The following is a 21,804-nucleotide window of genomic DNA, read 5'->3' as shown; positions in this document are numbered from 1 at the left end:
CATGGCAAAAAAATCAATGATTGCACGCGAAGTAAAGCGTGAAGGTCTGATTAAAAAATATCAGGCAAAAAGAAACCAATTGAAGGAAGTAATTAGATCTCCAAATAGCTCTTTTGAAGAAAAAGAGAATGCTCAAATTCAACTTCAAAAATTACCCAGAGATTCCAGTCAATCCAGATTACGTAACAGGTGTAAGCTGACCGGTCGACCTCATGGATATTACAGAAAATTCGGTCTTAGCAGAAATAAGTTAAGAGAAGCGACCATGCGTGGCGACGTGCCTGGTTTATCAAAGGCCAGCTGGTAGTTCTGTTTAAGTTTTGGAGAATAGAAAATGAGTATGACAGATCCAATAGCAGATATGCTAACCAGAATTAGAAATGGTCAATCTGCAGGAAAGAAAAGTGTAAAAATCCCTTCATCCAAGTTGAAGCTCGCTATTGCGAAGGTTTTGAAAGAAGAGGGATATATTACCGATTTTAAAACTGAAGTTACCGGTTGCCATACAGAAATGACCGTTGAGTTAAAATATTACAACGGAGTCCCTGTCATTGAGAGCGTTAAGCGAGTTAGCCGTCCCGGTCTTAGAATTTACAAGTCTAAAGACGAGTTGCCCAAAGTGTTAGGCGGTTTAGGCATAGCTATAGTTTCAACCTCTAATGGTGTGATGACAGATCGTGCTGCGCGTGCTATTGGGCATGGCGGCGAAGTCATATGCACAGTCTGCTAATTTAAGAGGTATATCATGTCTAGAGTAGCGAACGCGCCTATAACTTTGCCATCAGGTGTTGATGTGAAGGTTGACGGCAAGCAAATGATAGTTAACGGCAAACTAGGTCAACTTGCGTTTGATCTTTGTGATGCTGTTGATCTTGAAATCGAATCCAACGTAATCAGAGTTAAATGGGACGATAGCGTAAAAGGAGCTAAGGCCCACGCTGGTACTGCCAGAGCTTCAATTAATAATATGGTGAAAGGGGTCTCTGAAGGCTTCGTCAAAAAGATGCTGCTGGTAGGGGTAGGCTATAGAGCGCAAGTTAAAGATAATCTTTTAACACTGTCCTTGGGTTATTCAAATCCTGTTGAATATTTAATTCCCGAGGGCGTAACTGTTGAAGCGCCAACCCAAACAGAATTGCATGTGAAGAGCAACGATAAACAGAAAGTCGGCCAAGTCGCATCTGAGATCAGAGCTTTTCGCCCGCCCGAGCCTTACAAGGGGAAGGGTGTGAGAATAGCTGACGAATACGTGGCTAGAAAAGAAGCCAAAAAGAAATAGGTGAAGTGATGGATAAGAAGTCTTCAAGATTAAAAAGAGCGCTAAGACTGCGCTGCAAAATCAAAAAGTTAAATGTAAACAGACTTACTATACATAGAACTTCCCAGCATATTTATGCGCAGGTGCTTAGTGCTGATGGCACTGCTACCCTAGCTGCGGCATCTACATTACAAGCTGATGTTAAGGCAGGTCTTAGTAATACAAGTAATATTAAGGCCGCTACCGAGGTTGGTCGTATTGTTGCTGAAAGAGCTATAGCGGCAGGTGTAACGGAAGTTGCGTTTGATCGCTCTGGGTTTAAATATCATGGCCGCGTAAAAGCGTTAGCGGACGCTGCACGTGAAGCTGGCTTGAAGTTTTAGGGGAATAGCATGGCAACAGCACCATCTCAAGGTAGTACAGACGGATTGCAGGAAAAATTAGTTTCTGTTAGACGTGTTGCAAAAGTTGTAAAAGGCGGTCGAGTTTTTGGTTTTGCTGCACTGACAGTTGTTGGTGATGGCGATGGGCGTGTTGGTTATGGCGTGTCCAAAGCCAGAGAAGTGCCTGTGGCGATTCAAAAATCGCTCGAGCAAGCCAGAAAGAATATGCGCAAAGTAGCTCTGAAAGAGGGCACATTACAATATTCAATAATGTCGAACACTGGCGCCGCTAAGGTATATATGCAGCCTGCTTCAGAAGGTACGGGTATTATCGCCGGTGGCGCTATGCGTGCAGTATTTGAAGTCGTCGGTGTGCATAATGTGTTGGCTAAGTGTATCGGCACAAGTAACCCGATCAATGTTGTGCGTGCGACAATTAATGGTTTAACTGCAATGCATGATGCTAAGAAAATCGCAGCAAAGCGCGGTTTAACTGTTGATCAAATAACAGGGTAAAGCAAATATGAGTGGCAAAAAATTAAGCGTAATGATGACTAAAAGTAAAAATGGTCGCTTAAAGAGTCATCAGCAATGTTTGAAAGGATTGGGTCTGAGCAGAATTAGACAGGTTGTTGAAGTTATCGATACCCCTGAAAATCGCGGAATGATCAATAAGATCGCGTATATGCTAAAAGTTGAGGAAGTTTAATGTATCTGAACACAATACAAGCTGCGTGCGGCGCAAGAAAAAAAGCGAAGCGCGTTGGGCGAGGCATAGGATCTACGGACGGTAAAACTTGCGGTAGAGGCCACAAAGGTCAGAAGGCCCGTTCTGGCGGTTTTCATAAGGTGGGTTTTGAAGGTGGACAGATGCCTTTGCAACGCAGGCTGCCAAAAGTCGGTTTTACTTCCAGGACTAAAAAATTTACTGCAGAGGTTCGTTTGGCAGAAATAGATGTCCTCCAAGCCGAAATTATCGACATTCAGTTATTGATTAGCCAAAACATCATTCCTGCGTTTTCGAAAAAAGTTAAGGTAGTTAACACTGGAGCTGTTTCTCGATCTTTAACTTTAAAAGGAATCGGTGTAACGGCTGGTGCAAAATTAACTATTGAAGCTGCTGGTGGCAAAGTCGAGGCTTAAGTGAGTGCTAAAGGAGTTGATGTTTCAGCCGGCACATTTCGGTTCGGTGAGCTTAAGTCTAGATTGTTATTTGTTTTAGGCGCATTTGTTGTATACAGAATTGGTGCACATATTCCTGTTCCAGGAATTGATCCAAAAGCGTTGTCAATAATGTTTGAGCAACAGTCCGGTTCTATCTTAAACATGTTTAACATGTTTTCGGGTGGGGCTTTGATGCGTTTGAGCCTTTTTGCGCTGGGTATAATGCCTTACATTTCGGCTTCTATCATTATGCAGCTTATGACTATCGTCATTCCTGCTATGGAGCAGCTGAAAAAAGAAGGGGAGTCCGGGCGTAGAAAAATTTCCCAGTATACTCGTTACGGTACTGTTGTTTTGGCCATGTTCCAATCGATAGGCATTTCTGTTGCACTGCAAAATCAAACCGCTGGTGGGCTAGCTGTTGTTATCCAGCCCGGTGTAAGTTTTGTACTGATTACAACCATTACATTAGTTACTGGAACCATATTTTTAATGTGGCTCGGGGAGCAGGTTACTGAGCGGGGTATTGGTAACGGTATATCGCTAATTATTTTCGCTGGTATCGTGTCTGGATTACCTTCCGCTATCGGTGGAACGCTAGAATTGGCTCGTACCGGGGAAATGAATGGTGCGTTTATTGTCGTACTGTTCGCTTTGTCTGTAGTGGTCACTGGTATCGTTGTTTTTGTCGAAAGAGGGCAAAGAAGGATAACCATTAATTACCCAAAACGGCAGCAAGGTAATAAAGTATATTCAGGGCAGAGTTCATTTTTGCCGCTTAAGTTGAATATGGCAGGCGTGATCCCTCCTATTTTTGCTTCAAGCATTATTCTATTCCCCGCCACAATAGCAGGGTGGTTCGGAAATGTTGATGGCTTCTCATGGCTCCAGGATATTTCTTCTGTGCTTTCCCCGGGTCAACCTATATACGTTTTGTGTTATGCGTTGGCGATAGTGTTCTTTTGTTTTTTTTATACCGCTTTGGTCTTTAATTCAAAAGAAACCGCAGAAAACCTTAAAAAGTCAGGTGCCTATCTCCCAGGGATTAGGCCGGGTGCTCACACGACGAGCTATATCGACAAGGTTATGACTCGTCTTACTCTGATAGGTGCTGTGTACATCACCCTTATCTGTTTGTTGCCTGAGTTTTTAATTGTTTATTGGAACGTGCCGTTTTCCTTTGGTGGTACCTCCTTATTAATCATTGTGGTTGTTGTGATGGACTTTATCTCTCAAATGCAGACGCATTTAATGTCACAGCAATATGAAGGCTTGATGAAAAAAGCTAATTTGAAAAAATCTTAAAATTTCTAGGAGTTTGCCGTGAAAGTACGAGCTTCAATAAAAGCCATATGCAAAAGTTGTAAAGTAATTAAAAGAAATGGCGTTGTACGCGTTATCTGCAAAGATGGCAGGCATAAACAGCGTCAAGGCTGATTTGTTTTTGTGATTTATTTTGCAGGGTGATATAATCCCCTGTTTAACCTTATAGTACTGTTTTTGGAGTATTTGAATGGCTCGTATTGCCGGTATAAACGTGGCTGACCATAAGCATGCGGAGATAGCATTGACTGCTATCTATGGAATTGGCAGGCAAACTGCTAGAAATATCTGCGATGAAGTTGGGGTGCAGCCAACCGTCAAGATTCGAGACCTTTCTGAGGATCAAGTGGAGTCGATACGTAAGGTTATTTCTGCGATGACTGTAGAAGGTGATCTTCGTAGGGAAGTTTCGATGAATATAAAAAGATTAATGGATCTAGGTTGCTATCGTGGTATCCGGCATCGCCGCGGCTTGCCATTGAGAGGCCAAAGAACCAGAACAAATGCTCGGACTCGTAAAGGTCCGCGTAAGTCAGTTACTAAATAAAAACATCTAGATAGGCATTTTTGATGGCAACCCAGAATCGAGTTAAAAAGCGTATTAAGAAAGAAGTCGCGGACGGTATCGTTCATGTTCATGCTTCCTTTAACAATACAATCGTTACTATTACAGACAGAAAAGGTAACGCGTTATCTTGGGCAACATCTGGTGGATCCGGTTTTCGTGGCTCACGTAAAAGTACGCCTTTTGCAGCGCAGGTGGCTGCCGAGAAAGCTGGAGCTGTAGCCCAGGAATACGGTATGAAGAATCTGGATGTCATGATAAAAGGGCCTGGGCCTGGTAGGGAATCCGCTGTTCGCTCCTTGAACAGCATGGGATTCAAAATTTCAAATATCGTGGATGTGACGCCTATACCTCATAATGGCTGTCGCCCCCCCAAAAAACGTCGTGTTTAGGATAGTGGAGTAAAATTAATGGCAAGATATCTTGGTCCTGCTTGCAAGCTGAGTCGTAGGGAAGGTACTGATTTATTTTTGAAAAGCAGAGGGAAGTCTCTGGAAAGCAAATGTAAATTGGAACAAAGACCTGGTCAACATGGCGCTAAGCGTACAAGGAATTCTGATTATGCTATGCAGCTCCGCGCCAAACAGCGCTTGCGTCGCATATACGGAGTGTTAGAAAAACAATTCCGGAATTATTATAAAGCTGCTGATCTACAAAAAGGCGCTACCGGCCAGAATCTCCTTGACTTCTTGGAGTCACGTTTAGATAACGTCGTTTACCGCATGGGTTACGCGGCTACTCGCGCGGAAGCCAGGCAGTTAGTGTCTCATAAAGCGATTTTGGTAAATGATAGGTTAATTAATATACCTTCTTATCAAGTAGCTGCTGGCGACATAATCAAGATCAGAGAAAAAGCCAAGAGCCAACAGCGTATTAAAGACTCACTGGTCGTGACAGAACAGTACGGTTTTCCAGTTTGGGTCGAAGTGAATTCGAAAGAGATGAGTGGAACATTCAAGTCTGTGCCTGACCGCGTAGATTTAGGCTCTGACATCAATGAACAGCTGGTTGTTGAGCTTTATTCTAAGTAATAAATAAGTCCAGGATTTAAATTATGCAGAGTTCTATTGTTGGCCTACTGAAGCCTAGACTTGTCGAGGTGATAAACGAATCGGCCAACCACTCGAGAATCGTTATCGAACCTCTGGAGCGCGGCTTTGGGCATTCTTTAGGCAATGCTTTGAGACGGGTTATGCTGTCTTCAATTCCAGGTTGCGCAGTCACGGAAATCTCTATTGAAGGTGTATTGCATGAATTCACTACTATAGAGGGTGTTCAAGAAGATGTTATAGACATCATACTGAACCTTAAAAAACTAGCTGTCGTCGTCCATTCTAAGGACGAGGTAACTCTCACGCTGTCAAAAAACGGTGTTGGTGTTGTCACTGCTCGGGATATTGATCTGCCTCATAACGTAGAGTTGGTAAACCCCGATCTGATAATAGCAAACATTAATAACCAGGATTGTTCGCTCAACATCAAAATTAAAGTCGAGAGAGGTAGAGGATATGTCCCTGCCAGTCTGAGGAAAGAGATGTATGACGATGCTCCTGTCGGCGTATTAATGGTCGATGCAGCGTTTAGCCCTATAGTGAAAGTTGCTTATCATGTAGAAAGTACCCGTGTAGAACAGCGCACTAACCTTGACAGGCTTGTTATCGAATTAGAGACAAACGGCACTGTTGATCCTGAGCAGGCAATCAAGCTAGCTGCTTCTATTCTTCATGATCAATTATCAGTTTTTGTTGATTTCGAAAAAGTTAACGAACAGATACATGAAGAGGTGGCTATTGAAGAGGAGTCGTTCGACCCTGTTTTGTTGCGCCCAGTAGATGATTTGGAGTTGACGGTCCGTTCTGCCAACTGCCTAAAGGCAGAAAATATTTTCTATATTGGTGATCTGATACAACGCACTGAAGTAGAGCTGTTGAGGACACCGAATTTAGGTAAGAAATCGTTAACAGAAATTAAAGATATTCTTGCAATTAAAGGTCTGTCATTGGGTATGCGGTTGGAAAACTGGCCACCTGAAAATCTGGCTGATCAATCGCAAGCTGGAATTTGAATATAAGGCATTTGAAAAATGAGACACCGTAAATCTGGAAGACAGTTAAATAAAAATAGTAGCCACAGAAAAGCGCTATTTAGTAACATGGCGTGCTCGCTGTTTAGACACGAATTAATCAAGACTACTTTACCTAAGGCTAAAGAGTTACGTGTAATCGCCGAGCCTTTGATTACGCTATCTAAAATTGATTCGGTTGCAAAACGCCGGCAGGCTTTCTCTAAACTACGTGATAGAGATGTTGTAACTAAATTATTTAACGAACTTGGACCAAGATACCAGTCCAGAAACGGTGGGTATTTAAGGATTATTAAATGCGGGTTTCGGTCTGGCGATGATGCGCCTATGGCATATGTTGAATTGGTAGACAGACCGGAACCAATTCAAACAGAAGAATAAACCTAGTCAGGTTTTCAACCTACGGCTTTTAGGCGGCAGATTTTAGCTGGACAGCTAATCTGCCGTTTCTGTTTGACCCTTTCAATTTCGCCTTCCAGTGTTAATTTAAATTCCTAGAATATATTTCTGGCACTGATTATTTTGGCTTGATTCCGAAGTATCTCTCATTTTTATACGCACAAGGTTTTTGCTAATACCTTTGTCAATATGCGCCAACTTTCCAGTTTTTCTTGAAATGACATCGCCGCATGCGCCGGGCTTGTAGAGGGTAATCGATGGTATATTAACCGATCTGTGCCAATATAAGGTTGAACATGCTTTTGAAACGTTTTTTCCGCAGTTAAACCGTTAAAAAATAAATGCGTAATATTTGGGTGGGTTAGGAAAAAACCTGGAAAATCATTCGTAACAATACTGTTTTTGTCTATTTTTGTATCGAGACTACTGTTGTGCCTATAGCATGACTTGACTACATCCCATAGTGCTATGCCGGCTAATTTTAAGGATTCGATTCTCGCTGAGTATGGGCTGGCAGGATCTATTGCCAGAAGCTCGGTTATGATAGGCCAAAAATGATTACGCGGATGTGCGTAATATTGATGGGCGGCAAGAGAAGCTTTCCCAGGAATGCTGCCAAGGATTAAAATTGTTGCGTTAGGTGAAGACTCCGCTGCAAAGCTTGCTATTTTTTGGTTCATTCCGCCATAACTCGATCAGAGTGTATTAGGACTTTTGCCAGCTTGCTACGCTAGTTTTGTAAAACCCCTAATACGTCTAGTACGCGGCAGCAATATGCATGTTCATTGTCATGCATCAAAGACAAGCCGAGTTGGCGGCCTTGGCTGACAGTGAGATGATGCATCAGTAAGATTGAAGAATATTCAGTTTCCATATAATCGATGCTAGCCTTCTGATGGCCCCATGCGCCGTAGTCGCAATGAATGATACCTGCCAATTGTTTGCTGGCGTAATCTTCAAACAGCTCTACGCATTCTTCCTGCGACGTTTTTCGAGAAAGAGTGGCCGTCAAATCAATGACAGAGACAATCGCAGTTGGCACTCTGTATGACATCGCCTCCAATTTGCCTTCGAGTTGCGGTAATACCAATGTCGTGGATTTGCCGACGTTAGTGCTGGTTGGGATAATTGAAGTCGCACACCCTCTACCAAGTTGGGATGATGCGTGATAACCATCCAGTACACGTTGATCCGAAAGTTGCGGATGGATGGTGATGGCTCGGGCGTAATCGATACCGATGTGCTGATCAAGCACATGACAGATAGGAACCAGTGCATTGCCTGTGCATGTGCTGGCGGAGATGACGTCGTGGTGCCCTGGATCGTATGCTGAATTATTTACACCGAATACCAGACTGATATCGCAACCACTCACATTCCATGTGCAGAGGACTTTTTTTGCGACATCCTGTGTTATTAATGAACGGAAATCATGGATGGTGGCGGTGCCGGTAGCGTCAAATAAGACATCAAGATTAAATCGGCGCAATATGCCAAAGCTGTCATCATCGGGCGAACTGCGCCGCCGGTCCACCCTTTGATAGTGAACTCTTTTACCATCAATAATCAGGTCGTCGCCATCGCAATCCACGTGAAACGGAGGGCGACCGTAGGTGCTATCGTTAGCCAGCAGATAGGCGACGTGGTCTATTGCCATTACGTCGCATACCACTCGAATATCGAATCTGCCGCCTTTCGTATGCGTGAAATTTCCTCTTAATACCCCGCGGCCGATTCTGCCTAAGCCGACGATCCCGACGTTAAGGCTCATTGCTGAATATCTCCTTCAGGCTTTACTTTGTGTTGCAGGCCGGGAGTTCGCTGAAGGTGAGTTGTCGTCATGGCGCTGAATGTTATTCTCAAAAAATTGGAAGAGCAATACTTGAAAAACTAGAGCAACAAGTTGAGCAAGTCAAGGCAAAACGAAATATTAGTGCAATAAGGGTCCGGCGGGACAGGTTTGGGTGTGTAATCGACGGGTAGATGAATTGGTTTAGCGGAGAGGGGGATGCCAGGGCCGATCTATCTAATACTCCTCTTCGGACGTAACAAATTTTTCTGACAAACGTAATAGCACGAGCAATGCACCCGTTCCGCCAACTTTGGATGGGGCGGAGCAAAACGCTAGTACGTCTTTATGTTGGCGTAGCCAGAGATTAATGTCATTTTTTAACACTGGTTGATTGTTCGGGGAGTTGTAGCCCTTACCATGGATAATTAGTACGCAGCGAAAACCGTCCTCAACACAATAGTGTAAAAAGCGCAGTAGTTGCTGCTGCGCGTCGCGACTGTTTAAGCCATGTAGATCGATATCGGCATCCAAACCGTAATATCCCTTACGAAGCTTTCTGAGTACGTTTTTTTGCATGCCAGGTACCAGGAAAGCAATCTTGTCTTCTTGAAACAAGGTTTCCAAGCTGCCCTCAACATCCTTTTGCAGAGGGTCGACCTGCTCCAACGGTTTGAATAAGGGTATTGGCCGCGGTTTTTTATCAGGCTTAAGAATCACCGTATTGGTGTCTATCGGTGTGACTGTGCCGATTGTATTCCGAAACAAGAGTGCGTCGTCTGAGGGATTGGTTTTTTTTGTCACGTAAGCTGCTGGTTTTGCGGTTTTTTTGCTACTATGCGGGAATTTTAAAGCGTTTCACAGCGGTATGCACATACTTATCAGCAACGACGATGGTTATTTGGCTCTGGGCATTAATACGCTGGCTGAGGCTCTGCGTCTTTACGCCGATGTGTCGGTAGTGGCACCGGATAAAAACCGGAGTGCCGCAAGCAACTCTTTAACCTTGGACATGCCCTTACGGGTCACTCAATGCGACAACGGTTTTGTTAGGGTGGATGGTACGCCGACGGATTGCGTTCATCTGGCGATTACCGGCTTATTGGCGCAAGAACCAGATATGGTATTTGCCGGAATCAATCATGGCGCCAATCTTGGAGACGATGTGCTTTATTCAGGCACTGTGGCCGCCGCCACTGAGGGGCGTTTTCTGGGCTTGCCGGCTGTCGCCATATCTTTGGCGTCCAGCGATCCCAAACATTTTGAGACGGCAGCACATGTAGCCGTGACGTTAATGCAAAAAATCCTGGCTCAGCCATTACCGGAAGATACTTTATTAAACGTGAACGTGCCCGATTTACCGATTGCCGAGTTAAAAGGCTATCAATCTACCCGCCTCGGGCAACGGCACAAAGCGGAAGCAGTGATACGCTCGCAGGACCCGCGCGGGCACATTATTTACTGGGTAGGGCCGCCCGGTAGCGAACAAGACGCCGGGCCCGGTACCGATTTCGATGCGATAAGAAACGGTTATGTGTCAGTGACGCCGTTGCAGCTGGATTTGACGCGTTACGAACGATTAGAGGGGTTACGCGATTGGCTGGCAATGGAGGCGCTCGTATGAGTCGGCGCATTCAGGGTATAGGCATGACTTCGCGGCGGACCAGAGAGCGCATGATTTCTCGGTTGCGCGAGCAAGGTATCTACAACAGCAAAATCTTGGCGGTAATGGCTGACACGCCGCGGCATATTTTTGTCGACGAAGCTTTGGAGAGTCGCGCTTACGAGGATACTGCTTTGCCGATCGGCCACAATCAAACTATATCTCAGCCGTATATTGTCGCCAAAATGACTGAATTGCTGTTGGAAAAAGGTGCGCTGCACAAGGTGCTGGAAATCGGTACGGGTTGCGGATATCAAACCGCAATACTAGCCAGGCTGGTAGAGCAAGTTTATTCGGTGGAGCGGATCGCGCCGTTGATGAAAAAAGCTAGAGATACGTTGTGGGAGTTGAATATCAAGACCGTCGGCTTTAAGCATAGCGATGGCGGGTGGGGTTGGCCTGAACATGCACCATACGATGGGATTTTAGCCGCTGCCGCTCCGGCGGAAATTCCGGAAGCATTGCTTGAGCAAATGGCCGTAGGGGGAGTGATGGTGATTCCGGTCGGTCTGGAAGGGATGCAGGAATTGCATCGGATAACCCGCACGGAGCAGGGTTTTGAGGATGAGGTGATAGAGCGGGTCAGTTTCGTGCCGTTTTTATCAGGTGTCAGTCAATAGGTTTTAATCGCTTTATCGCGCCGGATTTATTAGCCATTTGGCTTATCCGGCGCGACAGTGATGAATTTGCTAGAAACTCAAATTTGCTTACGTTTGCTTGCTATAAAGCCTAGTAAAGCAGAGCCGAACAACCAAACGGCCGAAGGAACCGGCACAGCGGTCACAGAAACTTGCCAGCCCACATCTTTCAGTGCAGCGAGATCGAGTTGCGTAAACACTTTGCGTGTGCCGACGCGTATAGTTGGGTCCATTGCGGTTTCTTGCTCAATGCCGTTTACAGTGCTTTTGGTACCGTCTAACCAATGAACCTTATCCCCTTCCAGCGTTACATTGCCGCCATAGACCGCTACTGCATTGGCCCCGGTAAAGCTAGAGCCTGATATTTTATTATCCCAAGAGTCCGAACTCCCCAGACCTAATAAATGGCCTAACTCGTGCAGCGCCACCGAATAAAAATCGTTGCCGCTGAAGGCTTCTGTGGTTGAAAGATCGGCGTCGAAATACCAGTTTGCCGAGCTGCTGAAGGACAATTGACCGCCCCACGGTGCAAAATCGGTTGCCGACGGGCCGGAGGTAGCATTGGATTGGCCGCGCTGTGTCGCATTGTTCAAAAAATCTTGGGTTCCACTGACGTTGTAACCGCCGTAGCCGCCATAGCCCAAGTTGCCGGCGCCCATGGTCTGTCCGCCAACAAACACGGTGAGTGTGTCGGCTGCAACGCTGAAATTGCTTAATGTAGTCTCTGCGCCAGTATCCGGACGATTAAATACCGCGCTGAAATTATTGCCACCGCCGGATGAGATAGCTGTCAAGCTGTCGGTCAAGATGCTTCCCAAAAAGCCGCCAGCGGCATCCAGGATGTCTCGTCTACTTGAATTGCTGCCGGAGAAAAAGCCGCCATCGTAGGTATAGTCAAAAGTGATGACGACAGCGTCGGCTGATTGGCTGGCGGCCAGCAACACGACGCCAGCTAATGCGGATGGTTTAATAAACATGAATTTAACTCGCTAAATTGGTTAATAATCGCTGTAGTTTTCTTGGTCTAGATTCAGATTTGAGCAGTATGCAGTGCCAATCCTTGCTCTTGCTGGGGGTGTTCAGTAATGCAATAAACTGACAGTTGCCGTAGGCGAAAAGTAACATCGCAAAGATTAGCCGCGCAAGCATTTTATTCGAAACACGTCGAAAGAATGTTCTTTGCTGACGTTTTATTTCAATTGGCGGTAATTGTTTGGATAAAGCGTGATCGAGAAAAACGAGAGTGTCCGATCAGAAAGCCGATTAAAATATCCCATTCGCTAGTTTGCTTCGATAAGTGGCAGACGGCATAACATTATTAGAACAATTAGATTTAGTACCTTTGAAAAACAGCGCTGCTACTTACTCAGTCGGAATCGATCTGGGCACCACTCACACGGTCGTCGCGTACTCCGACGCCAACGATCCGGCGAAAGCTATTCACCTGTTCGAAATTCCTCAGCTGATCGCACCAGGGGAAGTGAATGCCAAGCCATTATTGCCGTCGGTGCGTTACCACCCCGCGCTCGGGGAAATAAGCGCCGAGGCAGGGTTTTTAACCCAGGAAAGTGGCGCTGTGCTCGGTGAAGCGGCGCGTCTGTTGGGGGCTAAGTCACAAGGCCGTTTGGTTACCAGCGCCAAGAGTTGGTTGTCGCACACCGCCGTTGATCACAGCGCGGCTATTTTGCCTTGGGGAAGCGACGAATCAGTATTTAAAGTCTCGCCGCTGGAAGCAAGTGCTAGTTATTTGCGACACGTCTGTTCCGTTTGGGAGCAGCGTTTTCCCTCTGCGCCACTTGCCTGCCAGGAAGTTGTGATTACGGTGCCAGCCTCCTTCGACGAGTCCGCGCGATCCTTAACCCTGGAAGCGGCAAAGATGGCCGGCTTGAGCGGTGTCAGGTTACTGGAAGAGCCGCAAGCGGTCTGTTATGACTGGCTACGCCGGCATGCCGGTACCATCAAAGCCAGTCTGGCCGGTAGCCGGCTATTACTGGTTTGCGATGTCGGCGGCGGTACTACCGATTTGACCTTGATCAAGATTGAGCAGGGCTCAGAGGAACCTCAGCTGACGCGCATAGGTGTCGGTGACCACCTGATGTTGGGTGGCGACAACATTGATCTGGCTCTGGCGCATTTAGCGGAAAGCCGCTTGCGAGCCGGCGATAAAAAACTCTCCACCGCCGATCTGTCGCAATTACTGGAGCAATGCCGGATCGCCAAAGAGCAACTTTTGGCTGCAGATGCGCCCGAACACGTTGCTGTGACCTTATTGGGTGGTGGTTCCAGGTTGATCGGCGGCACTAAAAGCACCACGCTAAACAGGGAGGAAGTTAAGGAAATTGCCTTGGATGGCTTTTTACCTATGTCAGGCTTGCAAGACCTGCCGGATAGAAAGCGTAGCGGCGTGGTGGAGTTTGGCTTGCCCTACGCGGCGGAGCCTGCTATCAGCAAGCATATTGCCGCTTTTTTGCAGTTGCATGCGCAAGCGGCACAAGCGGCGCTGGGCTGCGCGGACACAGAGCATCAAATAGTCCCCGACGCATTATTGCTGAACGGCGGCGTGTTTCGCAGTCCGGCCATGGTGCAACGCTTGATTGATTTATTAGCCGGTTGGCGTGGCGGGCAAGCGCCATTATTGCTGGATAATAATCATCCGGAATTGGCGGTTGCTTACGGCGCGGTGAGTTACGCCATTGCCCGCCGCGACAAGAAATTGAAAATCGGCGGCGGTGCTGCACGGAGTTACTTTCTGCTGGTCGATACCCTCAACGCTACAAGCGGCAATAATAAGCAGGCAGGCCGTGGGGTTTGTATCCTGCCAAAAGGTAGCGAGGAAGGTCATGAGATTCTGTTGAGCGATCGGCAATTCGCTCTCAGGGTGGGACAACCGGTGCGTTTTCATTTGCTGTCCAGTAGCGGGGATGGTGCTTACCAACCCGGCGACATTGTCGAGCTCGATGACGAACGTTTTCACAGCTTGCCTCCGTTGGCAGTGGCATTCGAAGGCCAGCAGAAATGTGAAGTGGAGGTGCAATTGCTGGCTACTTATACAGAAGTCGGTACTTTGCAATTGCAGTGTGTGGCGGTGGCAGATTCCACTCTGCGTTGGGATGTAGAGTTTCAAATTCGCAAAAAGGCGCAAGCTGCCGTCAATGCCGAATTACCTAACCAATTGCCGCAAGCGCTGGAAAAAATCCAGGCCGTATTCGGAGCCAAATCCAAACAAGTCGATCCGCAAGCAGTAAAAACCTTGCGCGCCGATCTGGAAAACGTTCTCGCCGCACCGCGGGGCTCCTGGCAAACCCCATTGCTGCGCGAATTGTTTACGGCCTTGCTGGAAGGCAGTAAATACCGGCGGCGTAGTGAACAGCACGAACGCCTCTGGTTAAGTTTGACCGGCTTTTGTTTGCGTCCGGGCTTTGGCTATCCGCTCGACGATTGGCGGGTAGAACAGCTCTGGAAGTTGTATGCCGAAGGCTTGCAATTCGTTAACGAAAAACAGAACTGGGCCGAATGGTGGACCTTGTGGCGGCGCGTTGCCGGCGGCTTGAATGCCGATGCCCAGCAACGCATCTTTAACGACATCGCCAAATTCATCAATCCGGCTGCCGCGCGCCAACCCGGCGTCGTGAAGCAACTGGCGACACGAGGTTACGAAGATATGGTGCGGCTGGCGGCCGCGCTGGAGCGATTGACGATTACCGATAAAACCCAGCTTGGCGAATGGTTGCTCAAGCGTCTGGAAAAAGCCGGCGAACCCGAGCAAAGTTGGTGGGCGGTCGGACGTATCGGCGGGCGGATTTTGTTTCACGGTAACAATCATCAGGTAATTCCATCTGCGACGGCCGAAGTCTGGCTGCAACAGCTATTGAAAGCTGACTGGAAAAAGCTAACCCAGGCCGGCTTTGCCGCCACCTTGTTGGCCAGGCGTTGCGACGACCGGGCTCGGGATATCGACGATAGCCTGCGGGAGCAGGTGATAGACAAACTCAAACAAGCTAAATCCCCAGTTTCCTGGATAGACATGGTCGCCGAATTCAAACAGTTGGATGAACAACAGGAAAAGCAAGTCTTCGGCGAAGCGTTACCTCCAGGCTTGAAACTAATTGTTTAATGCTAAGCTTTGTGATGCCGATATAACAATCAACAGCGGCACGTTACCTGAACCGGTTATTGGCATAGAAATCGCTTTATCCAGTTCTATAGCGGTTTTTCACTCCGAAAGCACATTAAACGACAAAAACATGGCAGACAAATACGGCATAGACAGTCATAAACTGGTGTATCACCCGCAGCGGGTGGCGCAATGGTTGGATGGCAGGCACGATTGGCAGCAAGCGAAAGCCGTATATCCAATCTATATGGAGGTGTCGCCGGTAGGTGCCTGTAACCATCGCTGCACATTTTGCGCGGTGGATTACATTGGCTATAAAGCGCAGCGGTTGGATGTCAAAATTCTGGCGGAACGCTTGGTCGAGATGGGCCGGCTCGGCGTGAAAAGCATCATGTACGCTGGGGAAGGCGAGCCGATGCTGCATAAGGACATTAACGACATCGTCAAATGGACTTTCGACGCCGGTATCGATGTGTCTTTCACCACCAACGGTACCTTGATGAATCAGCGCTTTGTCGAGCAATCGTTGCCGTTGGTATCCTGGATCAAAGTCTCCTTGAATGCCGGCAGCGCCGAAAATTATGCGGCGATTCATCAAACCAAAGCGTCCGACTTTGACTTAGTTCTTAACAATCTGCGCCGCGCGGTCGAACATAAAAAATCCCAGCAATTGTGCTGTACTCTGGGCGCACAAATTCTATTGTTGCCGGAAAATCAGCACGAAGTAACCGCGCTGGCAAAAATCTGCCGCGATGTCGGTTTGGATTATCTGGTCGTCAAACCTTACTCCCAACATTTATTCAGCGAAACCCGCCGCTACGAAAGCCTGCGTTACGACAATCTGTTGGGCATGGCCGAGGAACTGGCCCAATTCAATGGCGACGGCTTTAACGTGGTATTTCGCGAACAGACCATGAAGAACTACAGCCAATCGGAAACCGAGCGTTACAAAACCTGCCATGCCACCCCGTATTTTTGGGGCTATATCATGGCTGACGGTGAAGTCTACGGTTGCAGTGCCTATTTGACCGATCAACGCTTTGCTTACGGCAATATCCATCAGCAATCGTTTCAAGCCATTTGGGAAGGCGAGAAACGTCGGCAGAACTGGCAGTACATCACCCAGGACTTGGATATCAGCCAATGCCGTAAAAACTGCCGGATGGAAGCGGTCAATCAATATCTGGACAAACTCACGGCCAACCAGCCGGCCCATATCAACTTTATCTAGGACAGACGCATGAAAGTATTGGTTACCGGCGGCGCGGGGTTTATTGGCAGTCATTTAAGCCGCGAGCTTTGGCGGCAAGGCCACCAGGTCAGCGTGATCGACAGTCTGGTTGGCGGCCGTAAAGAAACCATTGCCGATTTGCTCGGTCAGGAGCATTTTGAATTTAATCAGGCCGATATTCGCGACGCCGAAACCATCGCGCCATTATTTGCAGGTATCGACTGGGTATTTCACTTGGCCGGTCTGGCCGACATCGTACCGTCCATCGAGCAACCGTGCGCTTATTACGAAACCAATGTTAGCGGCACCTTCAATGTGCTGGAAGCGGCCCGCGCCGCCGGTATCAAGCGTTTTGTCTATGCCGCGTCATCGTCGTGCTACGGCATCCCAGAACAGTTTCCTACGCCGGAATCCGCACCCGTTCAGCCGCAATATCCTTATGCCTTGACCAAATATTTGGGCGAGGAGCTGGTGATGCACTGGGCGCAACTCTATGACTTACCCGCTGTGTCTCTGCGCTTATTCAATGTCTATGGCCCGCATGCCCGCACGACTGGCGCCTATGGGGCGGTGTTTGGCGTGTTTCTGGCGCAAAAACTTAACGGTAAACCCTTCACCGTGGTTGGCGACGGCACCCAGACCCGCGACTTTACCTATGTCACCGATGTCGCCAACGCCTTTATTGCGGCTGCCGAATCCGAACTGCGCGGCGAGATTATGAATGTCGGCAGCGGCGGCACCTACAGCGTCAACCAGTTGGTGGGATTGTTGGGCGGCCCCATCGAATACATTCCCAAACGGCCCGGCGAACCCGATTGCACCTTTGCCGATACCCGTAAAATCAAGACAAAACTTGGCTGGCAACCGCAAGTTAGTTTCGAGCAGGGTGTGGGCAATATGCTGGAGCACATCGATTACTGGCAAAACGCCCCGCTGTGGACCTCGGCTTCCATAGCCGACGCCACCGCCGATTGGTTTAAATACCTGGATAAGTAGGGAGAAGCCCATGGCTATCAGACAAGCGGCAGCGGATTTTGCGACTTTGCTAAACAACAGCGTCTTTACCGACGCGCAAAGTCAAACCTTGGACGGCGAAACGGTGATTCAGCAACTGCTGGCCGAATTTGCCAGAGTCCGCGAGCAGCAGGCCAAGATCATGGTGTTGGGCAACGGCGGCAGCGCGGCCATTGCCAGTCATGTGATCACCGACTTGCGTAATGTCGGCGGCTTGTGCGCCTTGACCCTGCACGAAGCCGCGCCCTTGACTTGTTTTACCAACGACTTCGGTTACGAACAGGCTTTTGCCAAACAAATCACCGCGTTTGCCAATCCCGACGATTTATTGATTGCTATCAGCAGTTCCGGACAATCCTTGAATATCGTCAATGCGGTATTAGCGGCCAATGCCAAGGGCTTGCCGGTGATGACGCTCAGTGGTTTTAAGGCCGACAATCCCCTGCGGAAATTGGGACGCTGGAATTGCTGGTTGGATAGCAGTCATTACGGCATGGTCGAGTTAGGGCATCTCTTCGTGTTGCACCACATAACCGATCATTTGCTCAGGAAATAAGCTCATGTCCACGGAAAAAATCGTTTCTATCGAACAACTCGCTCAGCGTGCGGCCGAACTGAAAGCGCAAGGCAAAACCGTAGCTTTATGCCACGGTACCTTCGATTTACTGCACATTGGCCATATCCGTCATTTGCAAAGCGGTGCAAGGCAGGCCGATGCCTTATTGGTTAGCGTCACCGCCGACGAATACGTCAATAAAGGCCCTGGGCGGCCGGTGTTCAATCAATATTTGCGTGCTGAAAACATCGCGGCTCTGGCTTGTGTGGATAGTGTGGCGATCAATCATGCGATTACCGCGGTGGAGGTATTGGATCAGGTCAAACCCGATTTGTATGTGAAGGGCAGCGATTACAAAAGCACCAGCGACGATCTCACCGGCAATATCCAACACGAAAAAGACGCGGTGGAACGGCATGGCGGCAAGATTTACTTTACCGATGAATTAACGTCGAGTTCGACACGCTTATTGAACGAATATTTTGAGGTGTTTTCCCCGGAAATTTCCGCGTACCTCGATCAATTCAAGGAAACGGTCGGCGCCAACGAGATTATCGACAAGCTCAAGGCCTTGAGCGGTTTGAATGTGCTGGTGGTTGGCGAGGCAATTGTTGACGAATACCATTACACCTCGCCCCTGGGGCAGACCGGCAAGGGTAATGTGTTTTCGGTGAAATACAACGACTACGAACGCTTTGCCGGTGGTGCGATCGCCGTGGCGAATCACGTTGCGGAATTCGCCCACAATGTGACCTTGCTGTCCGGCCTGGGCGCCACCAAAAGCCACGAAGATTTTATTCGCACGAATCTGAATCCCGGCATAGATCCGGTGTTTTTCTTCAGCCAAGATCGGCCGACCATCGTCAAGCGCCGCTATGTCGACGCTGACATTGCCAAGTTGTTTGAGGTGTATTTTTACAATGATGCACCCTTGCCGGCCGAGACTAACCGCAAAATCGTCACTTGGTTGGAGAAGCATTTACAGGATTACGATGTAGTGATCGTCCCTGATTTTGGCAACGGCTTTATTTCCAGCGAAATGGTGGCGGCGTTATCCGCAAAGGCCAAATTTCTGGCCGTCAACGCGCAGGTCAACAGTGGTAACCGCGGTTATCATTTGATCACCCGCTACCCGAAAGCCGATTTCTTGTCCTTGAACGAGCCGGAGTTACGTTTGGCGACGCATGATAGGGGAGGCGTCATCGAGGAATTGGCGGCACAACTGGCAGATAAATTACATGCCGGGCATATCGCTATCACCCGCGGAACCAAAGGTGCTTTGATGCTGGACCCTAGCAAGACCGCGTACAAAATTCCCGCCCTATCATCCAAAGTGGTGGATCGGATCGGCGCCGGTGATGCTTTTCTGTCCGTGGCCGGCTTGTGTTTGGGGGGCGGGTTGTCGCCGGAGCAAGCCTTGTTTGCCGGCAGCGCCGCTGCCGCGTTGGACGTGCAGATCGTCTGTAACCGCGAGCCGGTGCGAGCCGTGGCTTTATTCAAATACATTACCACCTTGTTGAAATGACCGTCATGAGTCCCGCATCTGCCAACTTGAAGCACTTGTATTATCAAATGCTGCGCATCCGCCGCGCCGAGGAAGCGATTGCCCGGCGCTATGCCGAGCAGCAAATGCGTTGCCCAACTCACCTTTGCATCGGCGAAGAAGCCATCGCAGTGGGTGTTTGCGCGCATTTGACGGTGCAAGACAAGGCGTTCAGCAATCATCGCGGCCACGGCCACTACTTGGCCAAAGGCGGCGATCTGCCGCGTCTATTGGCGGAGTTGTATGGCTTTGCCGAAGGCTGCTGCGGTGGTCGGGGCGGCTCCATGCATCTGACCGACTTGGACGCCGGATTTATTGCGTCCACGCCCATTGTCGGCGGTACCGTGCCATTAGCCGCCGGTTATGCCTGGGCCGAGCAGATGAAAAAATCCGACGCCGCACAGGGATATGCAAGTGTCGCGGGAGGCAGGATGCCGGAAGCGACCAACGTGGTGGTGATTTTCTTCGGTGACGGTTGTTTTGAGGAAGGGGTGATGCACGAAACCCTGAATTTCGCAGTTCTAAAGCAACTTCCTTTACTGTTTATCTGCGAGAACAACCAATACTCGGTAATGACGCCGTTGGCGGAACGTCAGCCCAAACGTGATATTCACAAAATTGCCACTGCCCATGGTTTAACTGCGGTTAGCGGCGATGGTAATCGGGTCGATGAAGTCTTTCAGTTGGCGCAAACAGCAGTGACCAACGCCCGGAATGGGTTGGGGCCGCAGTTTTTGGAATTGCATACCCATCGATGGCCGGAGCATTGCGGACCCAACGAAGATGACGACTTGGGTTACCGCAGCCCCGGCGAGCTGGCGGAGTGGAAATTGCGTTGTCCCTTGCTGCAAACCCGGCAGATGTTACTCGGATTGCAATTGAGCAATGACGCCGAACTTGCGCAGATGGAAAGCCAGTTGGCTGAGGAAATTGAACAAGCGTTTGCGTCGGCTTTGGAAGGTACTCACCCAACGATCGACAGTATGAGGCAGCATCTGTATGCGTGATGTGAGCATGATGACTTACGGTGAAGCCATCCGCGAAGCCTTGGACGATGCGTTGGCCAAATTTCCGGAAATGCTGTTAATCGGTGAGGGCGTGCCCGATCCAAAAACCATCTTTGGTACTACCCAAGGCTTACAGGAAAAGTACGGCCCGCAGCGTGTGCTGGATATGCCGCTGGCCGAGAACGGCATGACCGGCATCTGCATTGGCGCGGCCCTGGCCGGTATGCGACCGGTGCTGGTGCATCAGCGTATCGATTTTGCCTTGTTGTCGGTCGATCAATTAGTCAATAACGCCGCGAAGTGGCATTACATGTTCGACGGTCAGCAGCAAGTTCCGTTGGTGATTCGAGTGATTATCGGTCGCGGCTGGGGGCAGGGGCCGCAACATTCGCAAAGTCTGCAAGCTATGTTCGCGCAAGTGCCGGGCTTGAAAGTGGTGATGCCGACTACTGCCGGCGATGCCTACCACTTTATGTTGGCGGCGATTGCCGATAACAACCCTGTGCTGTTTATCGAACACCGCTGGCTGCACCACATCCAAGGCGAGGTCGATAAACAGCAGGGGCTATCGACTTTATCGGGCGCGGCCTTGCTGCGGCAGGGTACTGACATTACCGTAGCCGCGTTTTCGCACATGAGCATCGAAGCCTTGAAAGCCGCCACTGTGCTGGCTTCATATGGTATCGACGCCGAAGTACTGGATATGCGTTGCGTCAGCACCTTGGATATAGAGAGTGTTGCCGCATCGTTGGCTAAAACCGGCGGTAAATTGGTAATAGCCGACTGCGCGCCTGAAATGGCGTCGATGGGACATCAGCTTTTGTCGAAGCTCGTGTTAACCCATGGGCATCGTTTGCAACAAGTGCCGCGTTTGATTGCTTATCCCAACCATCCGGTACCGACCTCGCATTTTGCAGCCAACCACTATTATCCGGGGGCCGAGCAAATCGCCTCTGCTGTTTTGGCAATGTTGGATAAACCCGAATTAATAGAGTCGGTGAACAGGGATTTGCAATCCGATTTGCCTAAAGATCAACCCGACCGCAGCTTTGTCGGCCCGTTTTAACGTATAAA

The 21,804-nt window shown here is 48.9% G+C and carries 27 protein-coding genes; 23 read left to right on the top strand and 4 right to left on the bottom strand.

The window, feature by feature from the left end; all coding sequences use genetic code 11:
- The first annotated feature begins 1 nt into the window (after nt 1).
- The 14 genes from rpsN (at nt 2) to rplQ (ending at nt 7,157) form a co-directional block, all read left to right on the top strand.
- Nucleotides 2-307, top strand: coding sequence for a 30S ribosomal protein S14 (gene rpsN, locus A1332_RS08130; RefSeq protein WP_064007999.1), 306 nt, complete (start codon nt 2-4; stop codon nt 305-307).
- A 27-nt stretch (nt 308-334) separates the two neighbouring features.
- Complete coding sequence (gene rpsH / locus A1332_RS08125) at nt 335-730, top strand: 30S ribosomal protein S8 (RefSeq protein ID WP_020484814.1); 396 nt, start codon at nt 335-337, stop codon at nt 728-730.
- Nucleotides 731-745: 15 nt separating this feature from the next.
- Complete coding sequence (rplF, locus tag A1332_RS08120) at nt 746-1,279, top strand: 50S ribosomal protein L6 (RefSeq protein ID WP_064007998.1); 534 nt, start codon at nt 746-748, stop codon at nt 1,277-1,279.
- A gap of 8 nt (nt 1,280-1,287) precedes the next feature.
- The gene (gene rplR, locus A1332_RS08115) at nt 1,288-1,641 is read left to right on the top strand and encodes a 50S ribosomal protein L18 (protein ID WP_020484816.1); all 354 of its coding nucleotides are present in this window, start codon (nt 1,288-1,290) and stop codon (nt 1,639-1,641) included.
- Nucleotides 1,642-1,650: 9 nt separating this feature from the next.
- Nucleotides 1,651-2,157 carry a 30S ribosomal protein S5 gene (gene rpsE / locus A1332_RS08110; RefSeq protein WP_036277031.1) on the top strand — a complete coding sequence of 169 codons (507 nt, stop codon included), beginning with the start codon at nt 1,651-1,653 and terminating at the stop codon, nt 2,155-2,157.
- 7 nt (nt 2,158-2,164) lie between these two features.
- Nucleotides 2,165-2,350 carry a 50S ribosomal protein L30 gene (gene rpmD, locus A1332_RS08105; RefSeq protein ID WP_020484818.1) on the top strand — a complete coding sequence of 62 codons (186 nt, stop codon included), beginning with the start codon at nt 2,165-2,167 and terminating at the stop codon, nt 2,348-2,350.
- Nucleotides 2,350-2,784, top strand: a complete 435-nt coding sequence (gene rplO, locus A1332_RS08100) for a 50S ribosomal protein L15 (protein ID WP_064007997.1) — start codon at nt 2,350-2,352, stop codon at nt 2,782-2,784. Before rpmD ends, rplO begins: the two co-directional genes overlap by 1 nt.
- Nucleotides 2,785-4,110, top strand: a complete 1,326-nt coding sequence (secY, locus tag A1332_RS08095) for a preprotein translocase subunit SecY (RefSeq protein WP_064007996.1) — start codon at nt 2,785-2,787, stop codon at nt 4,108-4,110.
- A gap of 18 nt (nt 4,111-4,128) precedes the next feature.
- Nucleotides 4,129-4,242: a 50S ribosomal protein L36 gene (rpmJ, locus tag A1332_RS24715; RefSeq protein ID WP_081607976.1), complete on the top strand. Its 114-nt coding sequence runs from the start codon at nt 4,129-4,131 to the stop codon at nt 4,240-4,242.
- 76 nt (nt 4,243-4,318) lie between these two features.
- Entirely contained in the window at nt 4,319-4,675 is a 357-nt protein-coding gene (gene rpsM / locus A1332_RS08090) for a 30S ribosomal protein S13 (RefSeq protein ID WP_020484821.1), read from the top strand.
- A gap of 23 nt (nt 4,676-4,698) precedes the next feature.
- Nucleotides 4,699-5,085: a 30S ribosomal protein S11 gene (rpsK, locus tag A1332_RS08085; RefSeq protein WP_020484822.1), complete on the top strand. Its 387-nt coding sequence runs from the start codon at nt 4,699-4,701 to the stop codon at nt 5,083-5,085.
- A gap of 18 nt (nt 5,086-5,103) precedes the next feature.
- Nucleotides 5,104-5,724 carry a 30S ribosomal protein S4 gene (rpsD, locus tag A1332_RS08080; RefSeq protein ID WP_064007995.1) on the top strand — a complete coding sequence of 207 codons (621 nt, stop codon included), beginning with the start codon at nt 5,104-5,106 and terminating at the stop codon, nt 5,722-5,724.
- Between the two features lie 23 nt (nt 5,725-5,747).
- Nucleotides 5,748-6,758, top strand: coding sequence for a DNA-directed RNA polymerase subunit alpha (locus A1332_RS08075; RefSeq protein ID WP_064007994.1), 1,011 nt, complete (start codon nt 5,748-5,750; stop codon nt 6,756-6,758).
- 18 nt (nt 6,759-6,776) lie between these two features.
- On the top strand, nt 6,777-7,157 hold the full coding sequence (gene rplQ, locus A1332_RS08070; protein ID WP_064007993.1) for a 50S ribosomal protein L17: 381 nt from the start codon (nt 6,777-6,779) through the stop codon (nt 7,155-7,157).
- A gap of 170 nt (nt 7,158-7,327) precedes the next feature.
- Here the strand turns inward: rplQ and A1332_RS08065 are convergent, their stop codons facing one another.
- The 3 genes from A1332_RS08065 to A1332_RS08055 form a co-directional block, all read right to left on the bottom strand.
- Nucleotides 7,328-7,855 carry a DNA-deoxyinosine glycosylase gene (locus tag A1332_RS08065; RefSeq protein ID WP_064007992.1) on the bottom strand — a complete coding sequence of 176 codons (528 nt, stop codon included), beginning with the start codon at nt 7,853-7,855 and terminating at the stop codon, nt 7,328-7,330.
- Nucleotides 7,856-7,905: 50 nt separating this feature from the next.
- Entirely contained in the window at nt 7,906-8,946 is a 1,041-nt protein-coding gene (locus A1332_RS08060; protein WP_064007991.1) for a type I glyceraldehyde-3-phosphate dehydrogenase, read from the bottom strand.
- Between the two features lie 255 nt (nt 8,947-9,201).
- On the bottom strand, nt 9,202-9,768 hold the full coding sequence (locus A1332_RS08055; protein WP_064007990.1) for a Smr/MutS family protein: 567 nt from the start codon (nt 9,766-9,768) through the stop codon (nt 9,202-9,204).
- Nucleotides 9,769-9,832: 64 nt separating this feature from the next.
- Between A1332_RS08055 and surE the strand changes: the two genes are divergently transcribed.
- Nucleotides 9,833-10,588 (top strand): 5'/3'-nucleotidase SurE, encoded by a 756-nt coding sequence (gene surE, locus A1332_RS08050; protein WP_064007989.1) that lies wholly within the window; start codon nt 9,833-9,835, stop codon nt 10,586-10,588.
- On the top strand, nt 10,585-11,247 hold the full coding sequence (locus A1332_RS08045; protein ID WP_064007988.1) for a protein-L-isoaspartate(D-aspartate) O-methyltransferase: 663 nt from the start codon (nt 10,585-10,587) through the stop codon (nt 11,245-11,247). The genes surE and A1332_RS08045 overlap by 4 nt, the downstream gene beginning before the upstream one ends.
- Nucleotides 11,248-11,324: 77 nt before the next feature.
- Here the strand turns inward: A1332_RS08045 and A1332_RS08040 are convergent, their stop codons facing one another.
- Entirely contained in the window at nt 11,325-12,242 is a 918-nt protein-coding gene (locus A1332_RS08040) for a matrixin family metalloprotease (RefSeq protein WP_064007987.1), read from the bottom strand.
- A gap of 365 nt (nt 12,243-12,607) precedes the next feature.
- On the opposite strand from A1332_RS08040, the gene A1332_RS08035 reads away from it, so the two are divergent.
- The 7 genes from A1332_RS08035 (at nt 12,608) to A1332_RS08005 (ending at nt 21,796) form a co-directional block, all read left to right on the top strand.
- Nucleotides 12,608-15,379: an Hsp70 family protein gene (locus A1332_RS08035; RefSeq protein ID WP_064008013.1), complete on the top strand. Its 2,772-nt coding sequence runs from the start codon at nt 12,608-12,610 to the stop codon at nt 15,377-15,379.
- Nucleotides 15,380-15,509: 130 nt separating this feature from the next.
- Nucleotides 15,510-16,610: a radical SAM protein gene (locus A1332_RS08030; RefSeq protein ID WP_064008012.1), complete on the top strand. Its 1,101-nt coding sequence runs from the start codon at nt 15,510-15,512 to the stop codon at nt 16,608-16,610.
- A gap of 9 nt (nt 16,611-16,619) precedes the next feature.
- Entirely contained in the window at nt 16,620-17,606 is a 987-nt protein-coding gene (locus A1332_RS08025) for an SDR family oxidoreductase (RefSeq protein WP_064007986.1), read from the top strand.
- Between the two features lie 10 nt (nt 17,607-17,616).
- Nucleotides 17,617-18,180 (top strand): SIS domain-containing protein, encoded by a 564-nt coding sequence (locus tag A1332_RS08020; RefSeq protein WP_064007985.1) that lies wholly within the window; start codon nt 17,617-17,619, stop codon nt 18,178-18,180.
- Between the two features lie 4 nt (nt 18,181-18,184).
- A complete protein-coding gene (locus A1332_RS08015) occupies nt 18,185-19,705 on the top strand; it encodes a PfkB family carbohydrate kinase (RefSeq protein WP_064007984.1) in 1,521 nt (506 codons plus the stop codon).
- Between the two features lie 5 nt (nt 19,706-19,710).
- Nucleotides 19,711-20,730, top strand: a complete 1,020-nt coding sequence (locus A1332_RS08010; RefSeq protein WP_231890243.1) for a thiamine pyrophosphate-dependent dehydrogenase E1 component subunit alpha — start codon at nt 19,711-19,713, stop codon at nt 20,728-20,730.
- Nucleotides 20,723-21,796 carry an alpha-ketoacid dehydrogenase subunit beta gene (locus A1332_RS08005; RefSeq protein WP_064007982.1) on the top strand — a complete coding sequence of 358 codons (1,074 nt, stop codon included), beginning with the start codon at nt 20,723-20,725 and terminating at the stop codon, nt 21,794-21,796. The genes A1332_RS08010 and A1332_RS08005 overlap by 8 nt, the downstream gene beginning before the upstream one ends.
- Nucleotides 21,797-21,804: the final 8 nt, after the last annotated feature.

This window comes from Methylomonas methanica (genome assembly GCF_001644035.1).
Lineage (GTDB): Bacteria > Pseudomonadota > Gammaproteobacteria > Methylococcales > Methylomonadaceae > Methylomonas > Methylomonas methanica_A.
The sequence above is the reverse complement of the archived record's forward strand: the minus strand, read 5'-3'. Positions and strand labels throughout refer to the sequence as shown.

What these genes read in the sequence shown, in the direction of transcription:
- rpsN (WP_064007999.1), top strand. Translation starts at nt 2, where the DNA reads ATGGCAAAAAAATCAATGATTGCACGCGAAGTAAAGCGTGAAGGTCTG.
- rpsH (WP_020484814.1), top strand. Translation starts at nt 335, where the DNA reads ATGAGTATGACAGATCCAATAGCAGATATGCTAACCAGAATTAGAAAT.
- rplF (WP_064007998.1), top strand. Translation starts at nt 746, where the DNA reads ATGTCTAGAGTAGCGAACGCGCCTATAACTTTGCCATCAGGTGTTGAT.
- rplR (WP_020484816.1), top strand. Translation starts at nt 1,288, where the DNA reads ATGGATAAGAAGTCTTCAAGATTAAAAAGAGCGCTAAGACTGCGCTGC.
- rpsE (WP_036277031.1), top strand. Translation starts at nt 1,651, where the DNA reads ATGGCAACAGCACCATCTCAAGGTAGTACAGACGGATTGCAGGAAAAA.
- rpmD (WP_020484818.1), top strand. Translation starts at nt 2,165, where the DNA reads ATGAGTGGCAAAAAATTAAGCGTAATGATGACTAAAAGTAAAAATGGT.
- rplO (WP_064007997.1), top strand. Translation starts at nt 2,350, where the DNA reads ATGTATCTGAACACAATACAAGCTGCGTGCGGCGCAAGAAAAAAAGCG.
- rpsM (WP_020484821.1), top strand. Translation starts at nt 4,319, where the DNA reads ATGGCTCGTATTGCCGGTATAAACGTGGCTGACCATAAGCATGCGGAG.
- rpsK (WP_020484822.1), top strand. Translation starts at nt 4,699, where the DNA reads ATGGCAACCCAGAATCGAGTTAAAAAGCGTATTAAGAAAGAAGTCGCG.
- rpsD (WP_064007995.1), top strand. Translation starts at nt 5,104, where the DNA reads ATGGCAAGATATCTTGGTCCTGCTTGCAAGCTGAGTCGTAGGGAAGGT.
- A1332_RS08075 (WP_064007994.1), top strand. Translation starts at nt 5,748, where the DNA reads ATGCAGAGTTCTATTGTTGGCCTACTGAAGCCTAGACTTGTCGAGGTG.
- rplQ (WP_064007993.1), top strand. Translation starts at nt 6,777, where the DNA reads ATGAGACACCGTAAATCTGGAAGACAGTTAAATAAAAATAGTAGCCAC.
- A1332_RS08065 (WP_064007992.1), bottom strand. Translation starts at nt 7,855, where the DNA reads ATGAACCAAAAAATAGCAAGCTTTGCAGCGGAGTCTTCACCTAACGCA.
- A1332_RS08060 (WP_064007991.1), bottom strand. Translation starts at nt 8,946, where the DNA reads ATGAGCCTTAACGTCGGGATCGTCGGCTTAGGCAGAATCGGCCGCGGG.
- surE (WP_064007989.1), top strand. Translation starts at nt 9,833, where the DNA reads ATGCACATACTTATCAGCAACGACGATGGTTATTTGGCTCTGGGCATT.
- A1332_RS08045 (WP_064007988.1), top strand. Translation starts at nt 10,585, where the DNA reads ATGAGTCGGCGCATTCAGGGTATAGGCATGACTTCGCGGCGGACCAGA.
- A1332_RS08040 (WP_064007987.1), bottom strand. Translation starts at nt 12,242, where the DNA reads ATGTTTATTAAACCATCCGCATTAGCTGGCGTCGTGTTGCTGGCCGCC.
- A1332_RS08030 (WP_064008012.1), top strand. Translation starts at nt 15,510, where the DNA reads ATGGCAGACAAATACGGCATAGACAGTCATAAACTGGTGTATCACCCG.
- A1332_RS08025 (WP_064007986.1), top strand. Translation starts at nt 16,620, where the DNA reads ATGAAAGTATTGGTTACCGGCGGCGCGGGGTTTATTGGCAGTCATTTA.
- A1332_RS08020 (WP_064007985.1), top strand. Translation starts at nt 17,617, where the DNA reads ATGGCTATCAGACAAGCGGCAGCGGATTTTGCGACTTTGCTAAACAAC.
- A1332_RS08015 (WP_064007984.1), top strand. Translation starts at nt 18,185, where the DNA reads ATGTCCACGGAAAAAATCGTTTCTATCGAACAACTCGCTCAGCGTGCG.
- A1332_RS08010 (WP_231890243.1), top strand. Translation starts at nt 19,711, where the DNA reads ATGAGTCCCGCATCTGCCAACTTGAAGCACTTGTATTATCAAATGCTG.
- A1332_RS08005 (WP_064007982.1), top strand. Translation starts at nt 20,723, where the DNA reads ATGCGTGATGTGAGCATGATGACTTACGGTGAAGCCATCCGCGAAGCC.